At 33.6% G+C, this 20,845-nt stretch carries 16 protein-coding genes; 14 read left to right on the top strand and 2 right to left on the bottom strand.

What is annotated here, in order from left to right:
• Positions 1–21: 21 nt before the first annotated feature.
• Both HOG71_16980 and HOG71_16975 read right to left on the bottom strand, forming a co-directional pair.
• Positions 22–2,370, bottom strand: coding sequence for a tetratricopeptide repeat protein (locus HOG71_16980; GenBank protein MBT5992542.1), 2,349 nt, complete (start codon positions 2,368–2,370; stop codon positions 22–24).
• Positions 2,371–2,466: 96 nt separating this feature from the next.
• Positions 2,467–2,922 carry a transposase gene (locus HOG71_16975; GenBank protein ID MBT5992541.1) on the bottom strand — a complete coding sequence of 152 codons (456 nt, stop codon included), beginning with the start codon at positions 2,920–2,922 and terminating at the stop codon, positions 2,467–2,469.
• Positions 2,923–3,126: 204 nt separating this feature from the next.
• Here HOG71_16975 and HOG71_16970 point away from each other — a divergent pair, with 204 nt between their 5' ends.
• The 14 genes from HOG71_16970 to HOG71_16905 all read left to right on the top strand — a co-directional run bounded on the left by HOG71_16970 (position 3,127) and on the right by HOG71_16905 (position 20,811).
• Positions 3,127–4,500 carry a hypothetical protein gene (locus tag HOG71_16970; protein ID MBT5992540.1) on the top strand — a complete coding sequence of 458 codons (1,374 nt, stop codon included), beginning with the start codon at positions 3,127–3,129 and terminating at the stop codon, positions 4,498–4,500.
• Positions 4,501–5,000: 500 nt separating this feature from the next.
• On the top strand, positions 5,001–6,098 hold the full coding sequence (locus HOG71_16965) for a histidine kinase (protein ID MBT5992539.1): 1,098 nt from the start codon (positions 5,001–5,003) through the stop codon (positions 6,096–6,098).
• A complete protein-coding gene (locus tag HOG71_16960; GenBank protein MBT5992538.1) occupies positions 6,095–6,808 on the top strand; it encodes a response regulator transcription factor in 714 nt (237 codons plus the stop codon). Before HOG71_16965 ends, HOG71_16960 begins: the two co-directional genes overlap by 4 nt.
• Positions 6,809–6,914: 106 nt before the next feature.
• Complete coding sequence (locus tag HOG71_16955) at positions 6,915–8,438, top strand: DUF1566 domain-containing protein (GenBank protein ID MBT5992537.1); 1,524 nt, start codon at positions 6,915–6,917, stop codon at positions 8,436–8,438.
• A gap of 29 nt (positions 8,439–8,467) precedes the next feature.
• Entirely contained in the window at positions 8,468–10,114 is a 1,647-nt protein-coding gene (locus tag HOG71_16950; GenBank protein MBT5992536.1) for a T9SS type A sorting domain-containing protein, read from the top strand.
• A gap of 326 nt (positions 10,115–10,440) precedes the next feature.
• Complete coding sequence (locus HOG71_16945) at positions 10,441–11,091, top strand: DUF47 family protein (GenBank protein ID MBT5992535.1); 651 nt, start codon at positions 10,441–10,443, stop codon at positions 11,089–11,091.
• On the top strand, positions 11,091–12,932 hold the full coding sequence (locus tag HOG71_16940) for an inorganic phosphate transporter (protein ID MBT5992534.1): 1,842 nt from the start codon (positions 11,091–11,093) through the stop codon (positions 12,930–12,932). Before HOG71_16945 ends, HOG71_16940 begins: the two co-directional genes overlap by 1 nt.
• 24 nt (positions 12,933–12,956) lie before the next feature.
• Positions 12,957–14,582: a hypothetical protein gene (locus HOG71_16935; GenBank protein ID MBT5992533.1), complete on the top strand. Its 1,626-nt coding sequence runs from the start codon at positions 12,957–12,959 to the stop codon at positions 14,580–14,582.
• Positions 14,583–14,641: 59 nt separating this feature from the next.
• Positions 14,642–16,357, top strand: a complete 1,716-nt coding sequence (locus tag HOG71_16930) for a hypothetical protein (GenBank protein ID MBT5992532.1) — start codon at positions 14,642–14,644, stop codon at positions 16,355–16,357.
• A gap of 75 nt (positions 16,358–16,432) precedes the next feature.
• Complete coding sequence (locus HOG71_16925; GenBank protein MBT5992531.1) at positions 16,433–17,167, top strand: hypothetical protein; 735 nt, start codon at positions 16,433–16,435, stop codon at positions 17,165–17,167.
• Positions 17,168–17,256: 89 nt separating this feature from the next.
• The gene (locus tag HOG71_16920; protein MBT5992530.1) at positions 17,257–17,895 is read left to right on the top strand and encodes a hypothetical protein; all 639 of its coding nucleotides are present in this window, start codon (positions 17,257–17,259) and stop codon (positions 17,893–17,895) included.
• Between the two features lie 77 nt (positions 17,896–17,972).
• The gene (locus HOG71_16915; protein MBT5992529.1) at positions 17,973–18,617 is read left to right on the top strand and encodes a hypothetical protein; all 645 of its coding nucleotides are present in this window, start codon (positions 17,973–17,975) and stop codon (positions 18,615–18,617) included.
• 26 nt (positions 18,618–18,643) lie between these two features.
• On the top strand, positions 18,644–19,111 hold the full coding sequence (locus tag HOG71_16910) for a CYTH domain-containing protein (protein MBT5992528.1): 468 nt from the start codon (positions 18,644–18,646) through the stop codon (positions 19,109–19,111).
• Positions 19,112–19,242: 131 nt separating this feature from the next.
• The gene (locus HOG71_16905) at positions 19,243–20,811 is read left to right on the top strand and encodes a DASS family sodium-coupled anion symporter (GenBank protein MBT5992527.1); all 1,569 of its coding nucleotides are present in this window, start codon (positions 19,243–19,245) and stop codon (positions 20,809–20,811) included.
• Positions 20,812–20,845 lie beyond the last annotated feature (34 nt).

Raw genomic sequence — 20,845 nt, 5'->3', positions numbered from 1 at the left:
AAAAATGAATGTTAGAGGGATCTATTTTTTTATAAAGAAGAAAGTTCCATTTTCATCTTCAAGACCGGCAATTTTACCAAACTTTGGGTTTTGGCCATTTGCTTCTTCGTAGGCTTTATTTACTTTAATCACTATATCATCAATTGAAATACAGTAGTCGGGATTATACAAGAGAGCGTTAGCAAATGTTTGTGTGAACTTTGAATTATCAACAGCAGGTTCGTTTCCAGCAGATGTAAGCACCTGGGCAGACTTATGTCGAGTATCAGTCCAATCGCTGCAATCGCGCTGCTGTGGACTTGCTCGTAATGCCATATAAAATGAAGGACCTGCTTCACAGGCATCGGTCACAACCAATATGTGTTTTAAATATTTAGAGTAAGGCTGTATGGCAGCTTTTAAACTATTGATTGGAAAATAGGTGAATTCATCTGCAAAACTTGCATTTACAGGCAACCAATAACCTGTTTCGTTGGTATATTTTCCATGTCCGGCATACCAAAGCACAATGGAGTTTACATTATTATCAATAACCAAATCCCTTAACTCAATGCTGAAAAACCTTTGCATTTCAGATTTTGTCAGGTTTTGCTTGTAAATGAAATTCGAAATATTATAATCTTTCAGTGATTCCTTTACCAAGTTGATATCTTTTGCAGGGGATGTTAGGTCTTGTAATTGATTGTAATCGGAGTTTTCAATAAATACAACCCAAGTTTTTCCCATGGGATTTTCAGCATCTGATTTGGCTAATTCCCTATTGAAATGATAATTAATACTTGTTTCATTATCGTAAATATCGATGACTGAAATGGTAATTTCATTTTTCCCACTGATATTTAAATAAGCAGAGAAAGTTGGATTTTGTTCTGTGCTGAGGAAACTGGCATAGGTATTATCAATCATAATTGATTTGATAACACTTTGATCTGTTACTTTACCCTCTACGAACAGTATTGGATTTGTTGATTGCAATACGATTTCGCCATTATCAGACGCAAAAGGACTATACAAGTGTATAACGGGTGGATCTGTTTCTGTTCGTTTGATTGTATAAGTAATACTTTGATAATTATTATAAATATCCTCTGCTTCAAAAACAACCTTTTCTAAGTTCGCTATTGTTAATGAATAAGTAAAAGAAAGTGTAATTGAATCGATGGGATACTCGCTATTATTGATCTTAAAATATTTCAACGCACTTTGATCTCTTACTATTCCTTTCAGGGATATTTTGTCAATATTCAGGGGTATTTCAAAAAGGTAATCCCTTTTTGTCACGGGCCATGTTAAATCGATTATAGGTTTATTTTGTTCTCGATTTAGCTCAAAAACATGCGTTTTAGCATAATAAATATCAACTCTGTTCTCTTCTTTATTGTGGTCAATCCTACTCAAATAATCCTCAAAATCCTGGACAGCTTTTTCTTTGTTATCAATTATTTCGTAGGCCTTGGCACGTTTGAAAACTGCATCAAAACGCAATGGTGCCAGTATGAGTACCTGAGAATAGTCGCTAACTGCATTATATGATTTATTGTTTTCCATATAATAATCACCTCTCAACAGATATATGTCTGCATTTTCAGGATTAATATTTATTAGGATGTAGGTTAAATCATTAATTGCTTTGACATAATTTTTTCGGTGATAATAAATTTCACTTCTCAATTTATAAACATCAAAACTTTTAGGACTCAATGTTGCTGCTGTATTAATGGCAGTTAATGCTTCTGTTGATTTTTCTAATTTGAAAAATAATTTGGCCAAAGTAAAATGGGCTTCCTTCATTTTATTATCCAATTTCACTGCCTTGGATAAATTGGTGTAGGCTGTTTCTAAATCGTTTAAATGAAATGCTACATTTCCCAAATTGTAATGGCTTATGGCTGTTTTCTTTATTTTTATCGCTTTTTCAGCTTCAAATAAGGCTGCATCGTAATTTTCAAGAGCCATTAAAGCCCTTACTTTATAATCATAGCCGTCTAAATGCTTTTTATCAATTTCGGTACAAAGGTTCAAGTAATCGACTGCTTTAAAATAGCTGCCTAAATTATAATACATTTTTCCAGCATTGAAGGCAAATTCAGGATTCTTCTTCTCATAACTGGCAGCACTTGCATAGTCGTTAGCAGATTTTTCTATTTCACCTAATTCAAAATATGCTTTTGCTCGGAAGACGTAGGCATCTTTGTATTCCTGATCCATTCGAAGTGCTTGAGTAAACTTGGTTACTGCAAGCATATATTTTCTTTCTTCCAGATATTTTTCACCCTCTTTGAAATATTTCTTTGGACTTTGTCCAAATCCGGAAATGGATAAGGCCAAAAATAGAAAAATAACGCTAATATTTCGGGTGCTTAGGAACATTAATAAATTATAAAAATGTAATTCTAATTAACAGATAATCATTTTATTTACCTGCAAATTTGCAAACAATAATTATTATATCAATTGTTTTTTTTATTATTTATGCAAAATTGCTGCCTGTTTTAAAGTTCCTTTTCTGACTCTTAAGTTTTTACTGTCTAATTGTTGGTTAATCATTGAAATGAGCTCGCTGTATAAATCTTTTTTGATCAGTTCTATTCTGAACCGACTTACCGTTGAGCTGGATGGGACCTCATCATCTAAACTTAGTCCGATAAAATGGGTAAAACTAATGGAGTCATTAACATAGAAGTCTATTTTATTATGAAATATATTAAACCATTCTTCGAGTAAACACATTTTAAAGAGGAGTAATCCGGGGTAAGCAGGGCGGCCATCAACGCGATCACCTCTCGTGTATTTTTCATTGATCTTCTCGTCAATCAATTTCCAATTGACACTTTTGTTGATTTTGTCTAGGAATTGATTTTTAATTTTTCGCTTGGCAACCGCTACATCAGCGAGGTTTATGCTGCTTTTACGCTTGATCATAATAGACTTTTAATTATAAGCAATATACATATAAATATGGTTAAAATCAAAATAAGATATTAATGATGGCTGATAGTGTATCTATTTATTAATGCTGAATTTATTGATTTACATGACTAATAAGTGATAATCCTGATATACTAGTTGTATCTTGTTATCAGCCGTATGAATGCCTAAATTTATAAATGAATTCAGCTCCGAATTATGCGTAAAAAGATATTTTTCATAGCACTCATACTATTGTCATTTCAATTTGAATTGTATGCCCAAAATAGAAAGGATGTAGAAATCACAGTAAGTGATAGTGAAACATTGGAAAGCTTAGCAAATGTTCATGTTAAAACTATTGGTTTTAATTCTTTCACAATTACTTCGCAGAATGGGAAAGTCAGTTTTGCTTTGAATTCATTGCCATTGCAATTAGAATTCACTCATGTTGCATACAAGAAAAAAACTGTTTGGGTTGAAGAAGCTATGAATATGGATGTTTTCATGGAAAAAGAAAGCTTAAAACTTCCTGAATTTACTTTTTCAGCTATACGTCAAGTGGTGAATGATGGGAACATTTACATACTGGACTTTGAATTCTATCGGAAAAATCTAGCTGTTTTAGGTTATTATGAACGCTATAATCGTTCATCTATTTTTATGATCGATGTTTTTGGCGATACTCTTTCAGAAACAAAATTAGCTGGTAAAGCAAGTTATTTGCAAAAAGATTGTGATCGGGAGATCCAATTGGTACAGGACGATCAGGTTTTTTCAATGGAGTATGTCAACAATGAGTTTAAATTTAAGTATCTGTATACAAATAACAATGAGGGAATCCGTTTAGCTTGTTTGTGTAATTATAACAAGGGATTTTTATCCGGCTTTTACGTCACTAACCAACTTTATACCTATGTCAGCATAGATGCAGATTCGACCCTCAATTATTTTCGCATACTTGATAATAGAGATTATCTGAATCAGGCAGCTAACTGGGGAGTCAGCGTTCAGAATGATAAAGAATATGATTTCAATTATTTGAATAATCTGGCTGGCCGCAATTTGTCCTATAAAAAGCACATGACAGTTATTGAAGAAGCCGGTATGTATAAAGATGAAGATGATTTTTATGCTGGATTGAACATGAATCCGAATGTAGATAATCGTTATTTATTGAACCTGCATTATTATAATCACGTGATTAATAAAGCTGTTTATGTGCCTATTTTTAAACTAAATGGATATTTGTATCTTTTTAATCATGTAGATGGACAAATAGAAAAATACACCTCCAATCTGGAATTAGTATCACAAGTTAAAATTGATTACTTCGAACACAGGAATTGGAAACGAGAAATACTTCTGGATGAAATAACACACAAGGTATATGGGCTGTTTGAAAAATCAGGAAGTAGTTATTTAAAAGAAATTGACCTTAAAACAGGTAAGCTTATATCAGAAAAGAAACTCCCATTTTCCTTTGTATCCAATATACAGCTGCATGATGGCTCAGCCTATTTTCTGTATAAGGAAAATGATTACTTGAGTTCTGAACGAAAAGTGGTGAAACTGTACAGTATAAATCTTTAGGAATTGATTTGTATCTATCCTATATGTAAATTAATTCTTGAGATAAAGCACCAAATAACAAAGCATAAATGACAAACAAACTCCAAATAGCAATAAACAACTATTTAAACTTGAGTCCAATCTTCAAAGTGTGTAATACTTGGAATAGAAAATCAGGTTTTGCTACAATGCTCTAAATGCTGATTTTCAGAGACTTCTCCCTTCAGGGTAGGGCGGAAAGGTGCTGAGAACTATTTCGTGCACTTTTCAGAGTGGATTCAAACTTTGATAAAATTTTTAATCATTGTGGTTTTAAACATTGTAACTTATTTGAAATTTGAAGATTGTTATTTGTGATTTTATATACTATTGGGATTTCTGGAAATTAGCGAAAGAAACTAATTTGTCGATATAATATCCTGATTCATCGATAATATTTGCATCATCCCCTCAATTAGCTGAATATTGAATTAGTTTTCAATTAAGCTATCAATAAATTGTAGTTTTGAGACAGCAGAAAAATGATTCAGGAAAAGCAAAATAATCTCATTCGTGTATTTGCATTTATAGCCATTTGCATCATTCTTTTTACAATTCCTCTAATGGATGCAGAGGGCAAGCGAATGATGTGGGATCATCGCACCTTCAATGCATGGATCAGAACAGCTATTTTCATTATCCTGTTTCTTGTAAATTCCTATGTGTTTGTTCCCAAACTCTTTTTCCGAAAAGAAAGAGTGCTGTATATCATTGTCGTTATTGTAAGTGTTTCTCTACTTGCATTAGCCTGGGAATTATTCATGCCTCTTTTTGAAGGAGTAAAAGCAAGGCCTCAAGGTTTACCACCTCATCCACAACCTGGATTTGGGCCTCCAGATCATAACTTCAGACCTCCTCCACAAGATCATCCTCCGAAACGCTCTATAATGTTGATCAATAATGTATTGATTTCTTTTTTAGTTGTTGGACTCTCAACTGCTTTGCGTGTAACCCAGAAATGGCTTGCTGATGAAAAAAGCCTGAGAGAAATGGAAAAGGAAAACTTGCGATCAGAATTAGCGTTTTTGAAAAACCAAATAAGTCCTCATTTCTTTTTAAATACACTGAATAATATTCATGCCCTGATTGATATTGATAAAAAGGATTCGCAGAAAGCAATTATAGAACTATCTGGTATGATGCGCTATTTGCTATATGAATCAGAAAAAGGGGAGAGCAGCCTGAAAAAAGAAATAGCATTTATTCAAAACTTTATCGATTTAATGAAACTTCGTATTGATGAGAAAGTTGGATTAAGCATTGAATTACCCGATGAATTACCCGATGTGAGTATTCCTCCATTGCTTTTCATCTCCTTTATTGAAAATGCTTTCAAACATGGAGTCAGTTATAGTCATCCTTCTTTTATTAAAATATCACTTACTCAGTCTGATGAATTCATTGAGTTTTTATGCATCAATAGCAATCATAATCAAAAAGGACAGATTGAAGAGGATTCGGGTATTGGATTAAGCAATGTGAAGAAAAGATTGGAATTACTATATGAAAACAAGCATGATCTAACGATCACTGATTCAAAAGATACCTATTCTATTTATCTTAAAATCCCCGTATCATGATTATTCGATGCATTGCAATGGACGATGAACCTTTAGCCTTAAAACAGCTAAGCACTTTTATTGAGAAAACACCATTTCTTGAACTTACGGCTTCTTGCAACAGTGCATTTAATGCCATGGAAGTTCTCAATGATCATCAGGTTGATTTAATATTTGCTGATATTCAAATGCCTGATTTAAACGGATTAGAGTTCTCTATAACTCTAGATAAAAGCATTAAAGTCATCTTTACCACAGCTTATGCCGAATATGCACTCGAAGGCTTTAAAGTAGACGCTTTAGATTATTTACTTAAGCCTTATGGTTATGAAGAATTTCTGAAATCAGCTAATAAGGCCAAAGCTTTTTTTGATTTAAAAGAGAAAGCGGAAACCACTATAGAACAAAAAGATGATTTCCTTTTTGTAAAATCTGAATATAAATTGGTTAAAATCAAATTGTCTGACATCCGCTATATTGAAGGATTGAAAGACTATGTGAAAATATATGTACAAGAGGTCAAACCAATTCTCTCTCTACTCACTATGAAATCCCTTGAAGAAAAACTTCCCACAGAACAATTTATGCGTGTGCATCGTTCCTTTATTGTAAATCTCAATAGTATTACAACCATTGAAAGAGGTAACATTATTTTTGGAGATTTACGAATATCAGTTTCGGTTAAGTATAAAGAAGGTTTTGATGAGTTTATAAAATCCAGATTTATTTAATTGCAATTCGTCTTCAAAATCCATCAATTCATCTATTATATTTTAATCCAATTTGAAATGCACGTAGTTTTGAATAACATTACTTCATCTATATAAATTGAATGCCATGAAAAATATCTTGAAAAGAGTCTCAATTATTTTTTCTTTTATCCTAGTACTGATTATACAACTGAATACTGTCTTTGCTCAAATCACTTTTTCTATTGTAGATACTGATCAGAAACTGTATTACGATTCGATGTCAATAATTACGGCTCCAACTGCTGGTCAGGCTTTCTATGGCCAAGATGCTCATTATACAAGATATGCAACTGATTATACAGACAATGGAGATGGAACAGTTACAGATAATGTGACAGGTTTAATGTGGCAAAAAAGCCCTGATTTAGATTGGGATGGGGTCATTGATTATGATGATAAATTATCATATGATGAGGCTATGGCTGCAGCCGATACATTTGGTTTGGCAGGTTATTCCGATTGGAGACTGCCATCCATAAAAGAAATGTATTCACTTATTGTGTTTAGTGGTAAAGACCCCAGTGGATATTCAGGAACATCAACTGCTGGCTTGGTTCCTTATATCGATACTAATTATTTTGATTTTGGCTATGGTGATTTAAGCGCAAACGAACGCCTTATTGATGCGCAAATGGCTTCATCGAATATTTATGTCGGTACTACTATGATGGGAGCAGAAACCATGTTTGGGGTAAACTTTGCCGATGGTCGTATTAAAGGCTATCCTACTGGACCAATGCCTGGGCAGTCTGTTGACAAACAGTTTTACATTATGTATGTCCGTGGAAATACTGACTATGGTAAAAATAATTTTAAAGACAATGGAGACAAAACTATAACTGATAATGCAACTGGTTTAATGTGGACACAAGATGATGACGGAAGTGGAATGACATGGGAAGCTGCATTAAGCTATGCTGAAAATGCAACAATAGCAAGTCATTCAGATTGGAGACTTCCAAATGTTAAAGAACTTCAAAGTATTGTTGACTACACAAGATCGCCTTCTACAAGCAGTTCCTCTGCAATTGATCCTCTATTTAGTTGCACAAAAATTAAGGATGAAGGTGGAAATGATAATTATGCGCAGTATTGGAGTGGAACAACACATGCTACAATGCAAACCCAAAAATCAGGTGGATTTGCATCATATGTTTGTTTTGGAGAAGGACTTGGTTTTATGGAACAACCACCAAACTCTGGTAATTATACCTTAATGGATGTTCATGGTGCTGGTTGTCAAAGAAGCGACCCGAAAGTAGGTGATCCTGCTGATTATCCAAATGGTCATGGTCCACAAGGAGATGTAATCAGAATTTATAATTATGTACGTCTTGTCCGAGATGCAGGAACATCTTCAATCAATACAAACGAAAATGACAAAGGCTTAAAGCTTTATCCAAATCCAGCAAAAGACAAGCTTAATATTAATTTTTATGAAAGTGAAGGTGAAAAGTTTTCTGTTTCTGTTATTAATGCATTTGGTGAAGTAGTTTATCGTTCATCCGATATAAAAACTATAAATATTGAAGGATATGATGCAGGTATTTATATAGTTAGATTAGAAAGTGATAGTAGAATTTTTGCTGAGCGATTTATAAAAGAGTAATGAACAATTAACTCAAAACAACATTTTTTATGAAGTATTTTTCACTGTTTGCTGTCATACTACTATTTAGCTATATTGTTAAAGGTCAGACAGTTGGACTTATTCAACATGAGAATAATTCATTAGATGATGGTTATGTGCTTTTTGCTCCAAATACAAGTACAACCACTTATTTGATTGACAAATGTGGTAAAAAAGTAAAAAGCTGGCAAAGTGCATATAAACCTGGTCAGTCAGTTTACCTCTTATCCGATGGGACATTACTGAGAACAGGGAATACAAATAATACAACTTTTAAAGTTGGGGGATCAGGTGGAATTGTTGAGAAAATTGATTGGGATGGAAATGTAGTATGGAGCTATATCGTTTCTGATGCTACGAAATGTCAGCATCACGATGTAAAAGCAATGCCCAATGGAAATGTATTAATAATTGCCTGGGAATCAAAAACCAAGACAGAAGCAATTGCAGCAGGTTTAAATCCATCTTTAGCTCCGACAACTGTTTGGAGTGAATATATAATTGAAGTGCAACCCAAAGGAATAAATGGAGGAACAATCGTTTGGGAGTGGCATTTATGGGATCATTTAGTTCAGGATTATGACAACAATAAACCTAATTTTGGAGCAATTGCGTCAAATCATCAACTAATTAATATTAATTATAAGAGCACTACTACAAACGAAGATTGGATACATTTGAATTCGATTGATTACAATCCTGTATTAGATCAGATTGTATTGAGTTCGCATAATTTCAATGAAATCTGGATAATTGATCATAGTACATCAACCGCAGAAGCGGCATCCCATACTGGAGGAAATTCAGGAGCTGGTGGTGATTTATTGTACCGATGGGGAAATCCAGCAGCTTATGACAAAGGTACTAGTGCAACTCAAAAATTATATGGACAGCATAATGCGTATTGGATTCCGACTGGCTATCCTTTCGAAGACCAAATTATGATTTTTAATAATGGAGTAAGAAGACCAGATGGAAATTATTCTACTGTAGAAATAATAAATCCTCCAGTAAATGGCTATACATATGATATTTCACTACCTTTTTTGCCAAGTTCTACTTCATGGAATTACAATTACGGAGATCCAAATGGTTTATACTCTCAAAACATTTCAGGAGCACAACAATTACCAAATGGGAATGTTCTAATATGTATTGGTGGGTCTGGTAGTTTTATTGAGACTACAACGTCTGGAATGCAAGTATGGGAATACATTAATCCGGTAAAAAATACTGGAGTAATTAGTCAAGGAACAACCCCATCAATGAATAGTGTTTTTAGATGCACATATTATCCAAGTTCATATACTGGTTTTGCTAGCCATACCTTAATACCTGGAAAAACAATAGAAAATTCAAATACTATTTCTGACTCATGTCATTTAGTTCTTGGTATCGAAAGTAACTCAGACAGTAATAAGCTTAAAATTTATCCTAATCCAGCAAAAGAAAAAATCAATATTAGTTTTATTGACATAGAAAGTAAAAATGTTTCAGTTCAAATCTTTAATACAATTGGTGAGATTGTTTATGTAACAGATGAAGAAGTAAAAGGAGTTTTAGTGATTGATATACAAAGCTTTGAAACAGGTATGTATGTTGTTAAAGTGGATTCTGAAAGAGGTAGCTTTTCTGAGCGGTTTATAAAAAAGTGATTTAATGATTTGGTTAATTTAAACCTCACTGGTTTCGATGAAGAGAAGCTTGTGAGGTTTTTTCTTTTTTAACCTATTTCATTTTTTACAGCTAATTGAACATCAATTAATGAATATTGAATTTTACTAGTGAAGTAGGAAATAGTACAACGTTTTTGTAAATTACACTACATCCTTTGTTTTACATTATTGATAATTAGTGTTTTAGAAAACAATTAACACTCTACAGCTATTATTAATGAATGTTTGAAGTATTTTAGCGTCTCGAAATTGAATTTACTGGTTGTTATTTTGAATCCAAAGTGTTGATTTAAGTCAAAGAAGAAATGTCAAAATTATTTAAGACAGCAGGAAAGGTTATTCATCATGTAGATGAGTTTATAAATGCAATTGAAGAGGGCGTCATGCTTTTTAATGAAGCAATAAATAATTATCTGGATGATGATAAAGATCGCTTTAAGGAAAATTTGAAACGACTTGATAAAATTGAAGCAAGAGCAGATTCAATTCAACGAAAAATTGAAAACTATTTTTTTATACACTCACTTATCCCACAGCATTCTGCAGATGTAATATTGCTTATTGACAAATTAGATGATATAATTGATACAGCTAAAACAGATGTAGGTGAATTTGAGGTTGAAGTTCCTGAAATACCAGCTGCTTTGGTGAAAGATTATTCCCGCTTAACCGAAATCTCAACAGCAGCTGCCAATGCAGCTATTTCTGCAGCAAGGTTATTTTTTACTGAGCCCATGCGAATTAAAGATTATATTCACAAAATTTACCTTTATGAACGTGAAGCAGACAAATTTGCAAATGATATTAAACTCAAACTATTTCAGGAATTGGATGAATTAGAACTTGCCCAGAAGATCCACTTGCGATATTTTGCATTACACATTGAGCAGGTCTCAGACTGTGCTGAAGAAGTAGCAGATATTCTTTCACAGCTTTCTATCAAAGTTATGATGTAATGGTATTACTCTTTCTTTCCAGTGGGTTGTTTTTAGGTTGGTCATTAGGTGCTAACGATGCCGCTAACGTATTTGGTTCAGCGGTTGGTTCACGTATGGTCAGATTTAAAAAAGCAGCCATTATTGCTGGAATTTTTGTAATACTTGGTGCTGTTTTTCAGGGAGCAGGTGCTTCTCATACACTTGGGAAATTAGGAGCTGTAGATGCTATAGCAGGCTCATTTACAGTGGCTTTAGCAGCAGCTTTGACAGTCTTTTGGATGACTCGCCTTAAAGTACCAGTTTCCACTTCTCAAGCAATTGTTGGAGCTATTATTGGCTGGAATTTGTATACTGGGAATGTAACAGATACAACATCATTAATTAAAATTATTTCAACCTGGATAAGTGGCCCAATAATGGGTGCCGTTTTCGCAATTATACTATACTTAATTCTAAATTTTGTCTTAAAAAAAGTAAATCTTCATTTATTAAAAAGAGATGCCTATTTACGTACAGGTTTATTAGCAGTAGGTGCTTTTGGATCATTTAGTTTAGGAGCAAATAATATTGCAAACGTAATGGGTGTTTTTGTTCCAGCAATTCCTTTAGAAACTTTGGATTTTGGTATAATCTCATTTTCTGGTGCTCAACAGCTGTTTTTTATTGGAGGTTTGGCAATTGCTATTGGAATTTTTACTTATTCACGTAAGGTCATGGAAACTGTTGGTAGCAATTTAATGCCACTTTCAGGAGAAACAGCTATGATTGTTGTTTTAGCTCATTCATTGGTATTATTCGTTTTCTCTTCACAAGGTTTGTCAAATGCATTTCAAAGTATTGGGCTCCCAGCAATTCCCTTGGTACCAGTATCAAGTTCACAAGCTATTGTAGGTGCCATTATTGGTATAGGATTAATTAAAGGTGGGCGTAATATTAAGCTTCGTGTTTTGGGAGGAATTACAGCAGGCTGGGTTACAACTCCAATAATTGCTGGTGTCGTATCATTATTCTTATTGTTTTTTGTTAATAATGTATTTATGTTGCCTGTGCAAACAAAGACAGAAGTTGTTGTTAACCAGCAAATAGAAGAACCTAAAGTGATTGAAAATATTATAACAATTGATAGTGTTGGTTCTGAAGTAAAAGGATCGACTGATTCTATTAAAATTGTCCAAACAAAAGGCGATAAGGATGAATCTGCTGAGAATGCAAATAAGGAAATTTCTAGGAACTTACTAATAGAAATTGGTATAGCTATATTGATTATTATAGGTTTCCTTATCTATCACAGGTATCGGAAAATAAAGTATAAATCGCTACAAAAACAGTTAACAAAAAAAGAAAAGAAGGTCAATTCGTTAAAAGAAAAATTAAGGATACAGGAACGAAATAATGATCTTGAGAAAAATTTAAGTAAAAACAAAATACAGAGCAAAGAGTTTACAGATATGGCACTTAGTATTATTCAGAAAAATGATTTTTTGAAAAATATTAAAATGCAAATTATGCACTTCAAAGTGCGCCTTCAGGAAGGGAATAACATCGGTGAAAAGGAGTACAATCAATTAATGCTCCAGATTAATCAAAACCTTAATGTTGATAAAGAACGTGATACATTTTACCAATATGCGGAGAAACTTAATTCAGAGTTCAAAAAAAGGCTATTGCATAACTATCCTAACCTAACTACTAATGAGATAAGATTGTGTACACTCATTCGAATTAACTTAACTACAAAGGAAATAGCATCCCTTTTAAATATTTCACCTAAAAGCGTTGAAATGAGTAGGTATAGATTAAGGAAAAAACTAAAAGTAAATAAAGATGAAAATCTTTCAATTATTATTGGAAAAGTATAAATGATATAAACAAAAATTAAAAGTATGAGAGGAACTTACAGATTTATGATTTTTCTGTTATTGATGGCAATAACAGGGACCACAATCGCTCAGGAATCAATCACAGGTAAAATTGTTGATTCAGAAACTGGAAAAGCAATTGAAGGTGCGAGCATCCGATTTCAGGGCTCAAAAATGGAAGTTTTGTCAAAAAATGATGGAACTTTTTCTATTCAAAATACTGGATCAACTAAAATTCTAATTTTTAATCATGCTGACTACGATGAATTTCGTGTAAACACAGATGATTATAAAGGGCAAATTGATGTTATTTTAACGACTAATGTTAGATTCAATCAATATGGCCAAAAAGTATCAAGACAAGAATTGATTGTAGAGTCACGCGGAGGGTTTATTGCGTTTGAATCCAAAGATAAAAATTACAAACTTTGGTTAGACAATCGAGTATACTTAGATGGTGCGACATATTTTGATAACTATGATCACAATCTAACTCCAGATGAAAACAAATTAGCTGGCCAAATAGATGTACCATCTCAATTATTAAAGTTAAGAAGAATGAGGTTTGCCGTTAAAGCCAATGTTGGTGATAACTGGTACGCTGAAATCGATTTTGATTTTGATGGAAATATGGTTGACATCAAAGATGTTTATTTACGGAAATATTTTGGAGAAGCTGGTAAACCATGGGCACAATTACGAATTGGTCAGTTTCGTATGCCACAAGGTATGCAACAAACCACAACTTCACGTTATTTAAAAATAATTGAAAGGGCGAGTGTTGCAGAATTCAACCCTAATCGTAGGATTGGTATAGGCTGGGCATCTTGGAATACAAGTTATATGTTTTCAGCTGCAGTTCATACCGAAGAAACAAGAAATCAACACGATCAGTTAGAAGGTGATGCAAATTATTTCAAAGGTAGTTTCGATGAAGATATTCCTTCGAATGAAGGTATTATGCAAGGAGCTCAGCCGATGAAAGGCTTTTCATCTAGAGCCGCTTATTACATAATAAATGATCCTGGAAAACTTATTTCATTAAGCGGTGGGTATTCAATTCGCACTCCTGGCCTATATAAGCATCCAGATAGCCGAATTAAATACGATCCAAAAGATGAAACCAAAGTTTCAGAATTAGAATTTACTGTAGCAAAAGTTGGTGGTGTTAAAACGGCTACCAATATTAATTTTGACGCTGCAATTTCATTTGGTCCTTGGAGAATGACGGGTGAGTATCACTTTAATAGATTGGCTATGAAAGCCGGTTCAGATCCAATTAATTTCAGTGGATTTTATGTGCAATCAGCCTATTTACTAACAGGTGAAAATCATCCTTGGAATTATCGTGAAGGGGAATTTACTCAGGTTAAAGCTGAAAATAAAGGAGGCGCTTGGGAAGTAGCAGCGCGTTATTCTTATATTAATTTAAACGATTTTGACCATGGCATTCGTGGAGGACAAAAAGGTCAGTTTTCTTTGGGTCTCAATTATTATGCTTCCCGCAATGTTAAATTCATGCTTAACTATTCTTATGTTGACCATGATAGGTATTCAAATGGAGCTGGCGATTATGCCGATTACATTTTGGAATCAGGTACGGGATTTGATTACAGCATGCTTATTTGGAGATGTGAAATCGACTTCTAAAAAATTTAATTATTAAAGATTATTTAACAAATATTTTATTAAAACTTAAACCATTTAGTATGAAAAATTTATTATTATTAACAATTGTAGCTATAACAACGCTGTTGTCAAGCTGTGTAAAGGATGATCCATATGAACCTCCTACTCCCGAAGATTCGGATATTGTCTTAAATGAGATTTTTTCAAAGCATCCGGATCCTACCGTTGAAGGTGATTGGGTAGAGCTTTATAACAAGGGTACAGTTGAAGCAGATATCTCAGGATATTTAATCAATGACGCAGCTGATCCAAAAGGTGGTTTTGTTATTCCTCAGGGAACTAAAATTGCTGCTAAAGGATATTATACTGTGACTCAACCAGAATTAACTGTATCTATTAGTTCTGGTGGCGAGGATGTTTCTTTTGGAAAACCTGATGGGACTTTACTTGATTTAGTAACTTGCCCACCTTCTCAAGCGGACGGTACATCTTTCAGTAGAATACCTGATGGAGGAGATGTATGGTTAAATGGAACTGAAGCTACACCAGGTGCTGCAAACAAGGGTGATGCAAGTATTCCTAGCGTAACAACAACATTTAATGCTGCTCCGGCTGCTGGCAATACTATAGAAGTAACTGTGAAATATGCTACTACTGAAACAGTTACAGATGTTTCTGTGTTTTATGCAAAAGGAAATACTCCAGTTTATAATGTGAGTAACAAATTAACAGGTGTAATTGGTACTGACGAAGCTGTTGTTACCATGACAGATTTAAATGTTGAAAACGAAAAAGTTTCATTCTTCGTTGCTGTTACTCTTGATAATGCAAATGTGTATTATTATGATAAAGATAATAAAGTTTCGGATTTAACAACGTTAGAAGCTGATGCTGCACTTTGGTATTCATATACTCCAATTTCAGGTGGTGTTTCTGCTCCAACTTTGGACTTAGTATATAGCGAAACACCAACTGCAGGATACGAAACAGTTGAGCTAGCTTATACAAGTACAGTCACTGTTGATGAAGCGCGTATCTATTTTGCAGCAGGTAGTACACCCGCATATGTAAAAGCAAATAAAGTAAAAGGAGAGGATGACGCTTCGTTTACTCAAACAGGAGTAACCATTAGCATGGCAAATCTTGATGTTGAAGATGCTGGTGGTTCCGTAGTAGGAAACTCAAGTGATGTTGGTGTTAAAATCTCATTCTATATTCGATTAACATTATCAAACGGAACAGCGTTTTATTATGACAAAGATGGAAATGTTATTGTTGATGATGAAGCAAATGGTGGAGATCCTACCAATGCAGATAATTTTAAAGCTGATCCAACTTTGTGGAATACATACACTAATAAAGCCCCAGTTACACTTTCAAAATTCGAATTTCCAGCAACACCAGATGCTACTAACGATATTAATGTTGTTCTTGAGTATGTTTCTTCTGAAACAATTGTTGAAGCTAGAATTTATTTTGCTGGTACTGAAGCCAAATATGTAAAAGCAAATAAAGTAAAAGGTGAAGATGATGCTTCATTTACCCAAACAGGTGTAACCATAAATATGAAAGGCCATGATGTTGAAAAAACTGATGGTACTTTGGATGGAACTACCAGTACCTCAGGTGCTACCATTAAATTTTATGCCAGAATAGCAACAGCTACATCAGAATATTATTTTGGTATGAATGGTGACCTATTAGCAGTTGATGATTCTCCTGCAGATGGTGCTTTTGATAGCTCTGATGATTTCAAAGACGATTCAAGTAAATGGCAAAGTTATATAGTGCAATAATAAAATATAATATGAAGCTCGTATTAAACGGGCTTCATATTTATTAACATGCTATGTAACTTAAAGAATAGTTAAGTGAAAAATAGATTTCTTTTGTTTTCAATACTAGGGCTCTTATTCATGTTTTCATGCCGTCCTGAATCTTTTGATATTGATATGTCAATTATTAAAGACTCGTATGAAATTCAAATAGAAGAACCATCTGGACTTGCATATTCTAAAGATAAGCTATCGTTATACACGGTTAGCGATCAAGGTAAAATATATCAAATATCATTAACTGGAGATGTGTTGAGGGAGTTGCCATTTAAAGGTGATGATTTTGAAGGTATTACAGTTGACTCTGAAACTTCAGAAATTTGTATTTGTGAAGAGAGGGAAGGTAATTTAATAAAGTTAGATAGTATAGGTGTTTTTCAATCAACATATGATATTCTTCAAACGCCCGGTAATTCAGGTTTGGAAGGTCTTACATACAATCATTCTGACGAAGTATATTACATGCTGAAAGAGAAAATGCAGGGAACTCTGATTAAGTATGATGTGAAAAGTAATTCAGTTACTCAACTAGTTTTAGGATTTGCTCACGATTATTCTGGTTTATTCTACCATCATATAAGTAATACTATCTGGATTGTTAGTGATGAGTCAAGAACTCTAACACAATGCACAACAGAAGGAATTGCATTGAAAATATATGATTTACCTATTTCAGGTGTTGAAGGCATTGTAGTAAATGATGATGAAACAGAGGCTTATGTTGTTTCAGACCCTAATAATAAGCTTTATAAAATTGATTTAACGATGTAAAAGAGCATTGTTTTTATGAGTTTATTGAATAAAAGCTAGAAAGATAATATCAAGAGTTTTAAAATACATAAATAAAGGCGAAGGCAAATATGACTACTGAAAATCAAATAAAACCACGTTTCGAATTTAGAGCATTCGGACATCATTTAGAGGAATTGATCAATAAGATGAATCAGCTTTCGAAAGTGGAGCGAATTCGTGATATATATGAAGTGTATCTGATGTCTGCCGGAAATATAAAGAATAATGTCAAAATTCGGAATAAAATGATGGATATTAAGGTCCTGCTTTCTGAAAAGAAGTCTTTAGAATTATGGGAACCTTATTTGGTTGGAGAATTTCCGATGAAAGCCAGTATTATAAGATCTGAGGTTTTCCCCGCTTTTGGTGTAGAGTCCCCTCCATTTGAACGTGATGTATATACACTTGTACAATTCCTAGATGAATTAATTAGCCCTGATCCTGATATTATCGCAGTTTACACTCAGAAAAAACGATATGCTTATACAATTAATAACTGTATTTGTGAGGTTGCAGAAGTAATAATAAATGGGGCACTTATTAAAACAATTGCAGTCGAATCAGAAGATTTAAAAGATATTTTAGATACAAAAACCTTAATTGGTTTCAACGAACAAGAAGAAAATGTTAATTATCCATTGGCTATTAAAAGGGTGATCGGTTTGTTTCCTCGTCCTATGGATCACTTGCATCTAACAAAAAATTAAAAGAAGTTCACTATTTTGACTTTAAGTAGTTAGTAATAATTGAATTGTTAACATCCAGTCAAGCAAAAAGGATTAAAATGACAAAAAAAGAAATGAAAATTGGCGAACAGTCAAAACCAAGATTTGAATTTAGATCATTTGGACAGTCTTTTGACGAAGCTTACAAACTAATGGTACGCTTATCAGTACCAGTACCAAAAAAAGTGTGGGAGCGAAGTTCAAACGAAATATATATATTATCACGTACTAACAATATTAATAACACCAAAATACGTGATGGTAAGATGGATATTAAAACCTATGTACAAACTGTTGATGGTTTGGAACAGTGGAATCCATTAATGAAAGGTGAGTTTCCTATGAAAAAAAATGTGCTTGAAGAAGAGGTCTTTCCAGCGTTTATGGTTGAAATGCCTGTTTTAGAAAAGGATGAATATACTTTAGACGAATTCCTTGCAATGATTATTGAAAACAAAGATCTTCAAGCAGTACGTGTTTACAAACATAGGTTTGGATATATGGTGAATGATACAATTTGTGAGTATGCAAATGTACTTATCAATGGTGCAAAAGTAGTATCAATTAATTCTGAGTCAACTGAAGTGGATGATATCAAAAAAACAATTGCAGATCTTGGACTTGAAGGTGTTGAAAATATCAACTACTTGCAAGCAATTAAACGAGTTATAGGGATGATTGATGATCCTTTAGCAAACGAATAATTAGTAATAGTTATAAATTAAGTGATATGGCACAAGAAATAGAACGTAAGTTTCATGTTAAAGGAGAATTTAAAGCCCTAGCAGTTAAGCAGGTTCGTATAACTCAAGGTTATTTATCATCAATTCCAGAGCGAACAGTTCGTGTAAGGATTAAAGGTGAAAATGGATTTATTACTGTTAAAGGAATTGGGAGCAAGTCAGGTGCATCACGCTATGAATGGGAAAAGGTAATTCCAGTCGAAGAAGCTCAACAATTGCTCGAAATATGTGAGCCTGGTGTAATAGATAAAACTCGGTTTTTAGTGAAGGCAGGAAAACACACTTTTGAAGTAGATGAGTTTTATGGAGAAAATGAAGGTTTAACAATAGCTGAAGTAGAACTAAACTCAGAGGACGAAACATTTGAAAAGCCTGTATGGTTAGGAGAGGAAGTAACAGGAGATGTAAAATATTACAATTCTATGTTGATGAAAAATCCATATTCTAAATGGTAAGCAGCACTAGTATTTGTTACTAGAGAAGTTGGTTTTTTGTATTCAATGCAAAATTTTATTCAATGCAAAGCAAGAAAGGACAGATAGATAATAATGAGCAATTAAATGGGAATGGATTTGATCCATTGGACATGAGGAATTATCACTTGAATAAGTTGCCTCAGCGAGAGCGGTCAAAGTTTGAAAAGATTTTGTTGATTGCTGGTGCTCCACTAGCCATTATTGTGTTTGTTTTTTTAAACTATTTTGCAGATTTATCATTCTTGCATAATATTGATCCATCAACATTAAGTGATAAAGCAAGAACCGTATATGATGCCATTGGATCAGAAGCATTTACCTCGACAAATATTTCAATGCTGGCCATCTTTTTAGCTGCCATCATTTTATGGATAACAGAAGCTATACCAAATTACTTAACATCCTTGATACTTATTATTGCATTAGTTTTAACCAATGTGCTTTCAGAAGTTGATGCCTATCATCAATTAGGACATAAAGTAATGTGGTTAAATATCTTATCGTTTGTATTGGCAAGTATGCTGGTAAAGACGGGTGTTGCCAAACGATTTGCCTTATGGTTTATCATTAAGTTTGGCAAAAATGCATCTTCAATTTTTGTCAGTTTTATTGTGATCAACTTAATTCTTTCTGCTTTTATTTCTGCAACAACTGCAAAGGCAGCTATTTTATTACCGATCTTTATGGTTATTGCTGCAGTATATGGTGCTACTGGTGGTAAGGACAAAAATAATTTTGGCAGAAACTTGGTTCTACAGAATTTGTTGCAAATTAATATGGGTGCAGGAGCTTTTGTTACTGGATCTGGAGCCAATCTCTTAGCAGCTGCACTAATTGGTGGAGCTATTGGATCTGATATTTTTTTTACAGATTGGATGATAGTTGCATTCCCAATTTCCTTAGCCCTTATGATTATTGGTTTATTTGTCGGAACTAAGTTTATTTTCCCAATAAAGAAGGAGGAACGAGTTCCTCAAATCAAGGGAGGAATGGAGAAGCTGAAAGATGAGCTTTCAAAAATGGGGAAAGTGAGTTTTGAAGAAGTTAGGTCCGTTGCAATTTTTGTTGCTGTGCTTGCATTATGGACAACCGATAAATATCATGGAATTAGCCCAACTGCTGTAGCATTTCTTGGAGCAGTTGTATCATTATTACCGAAAATTGGTGTTGTAAAATGGAATGAAGTTGATATTCCTTGGCATTTGTTATTGTTCTCAGCAGGAGCATATACACTAGGAGCTGGATTTAAGGTAACAGACCTCCCTTCAATAAGTGTTAATGCAGTTTTTGATGGTCTGGGTTTTAATAATAGTACACCATTTGGCGTTTTATATTTAATACTTACATTTACAATGCTCTTTAGTGCTCTAATCTTCCAGTCGAAAACAATGCGTACATTGATTTTTGTGCCGATTGCAATTGGTGTTGCACAAAAATTTGGTTATCCGGTATTGAGCCTTGCTTTTCCTGTAGCTTTGCTTATTGAACATGTTTACGTTCTTCCTTTTAACAGTAAGCCAGCTTTATTACTATATAGCACTGATCAATATAGTTGGTCTGATACATTCAAATATGGTATTACTATGATGGGAATAACATGGATTCTTTTTATGATATTAGGAGAAACATGGTTGAGGTTTTTAGGATATACCCCTAATGGGATATTTGGATTCTTTTAATATTTGTTCAATACTCTTCACTATTGATACTTTA

Source organism: Bacteroidota bacterium (genome assembly GCA_018698135.1).
GTDB lineage: Bacteria > Bacteroidota > Bacteroidia > CAILMK01 > JAAYUY01 > JABINZ01.
Note: the sequence above shows the minus strand (reverse complement) of the source record. Positions and strands in the feature narration are given on the sequence as shown.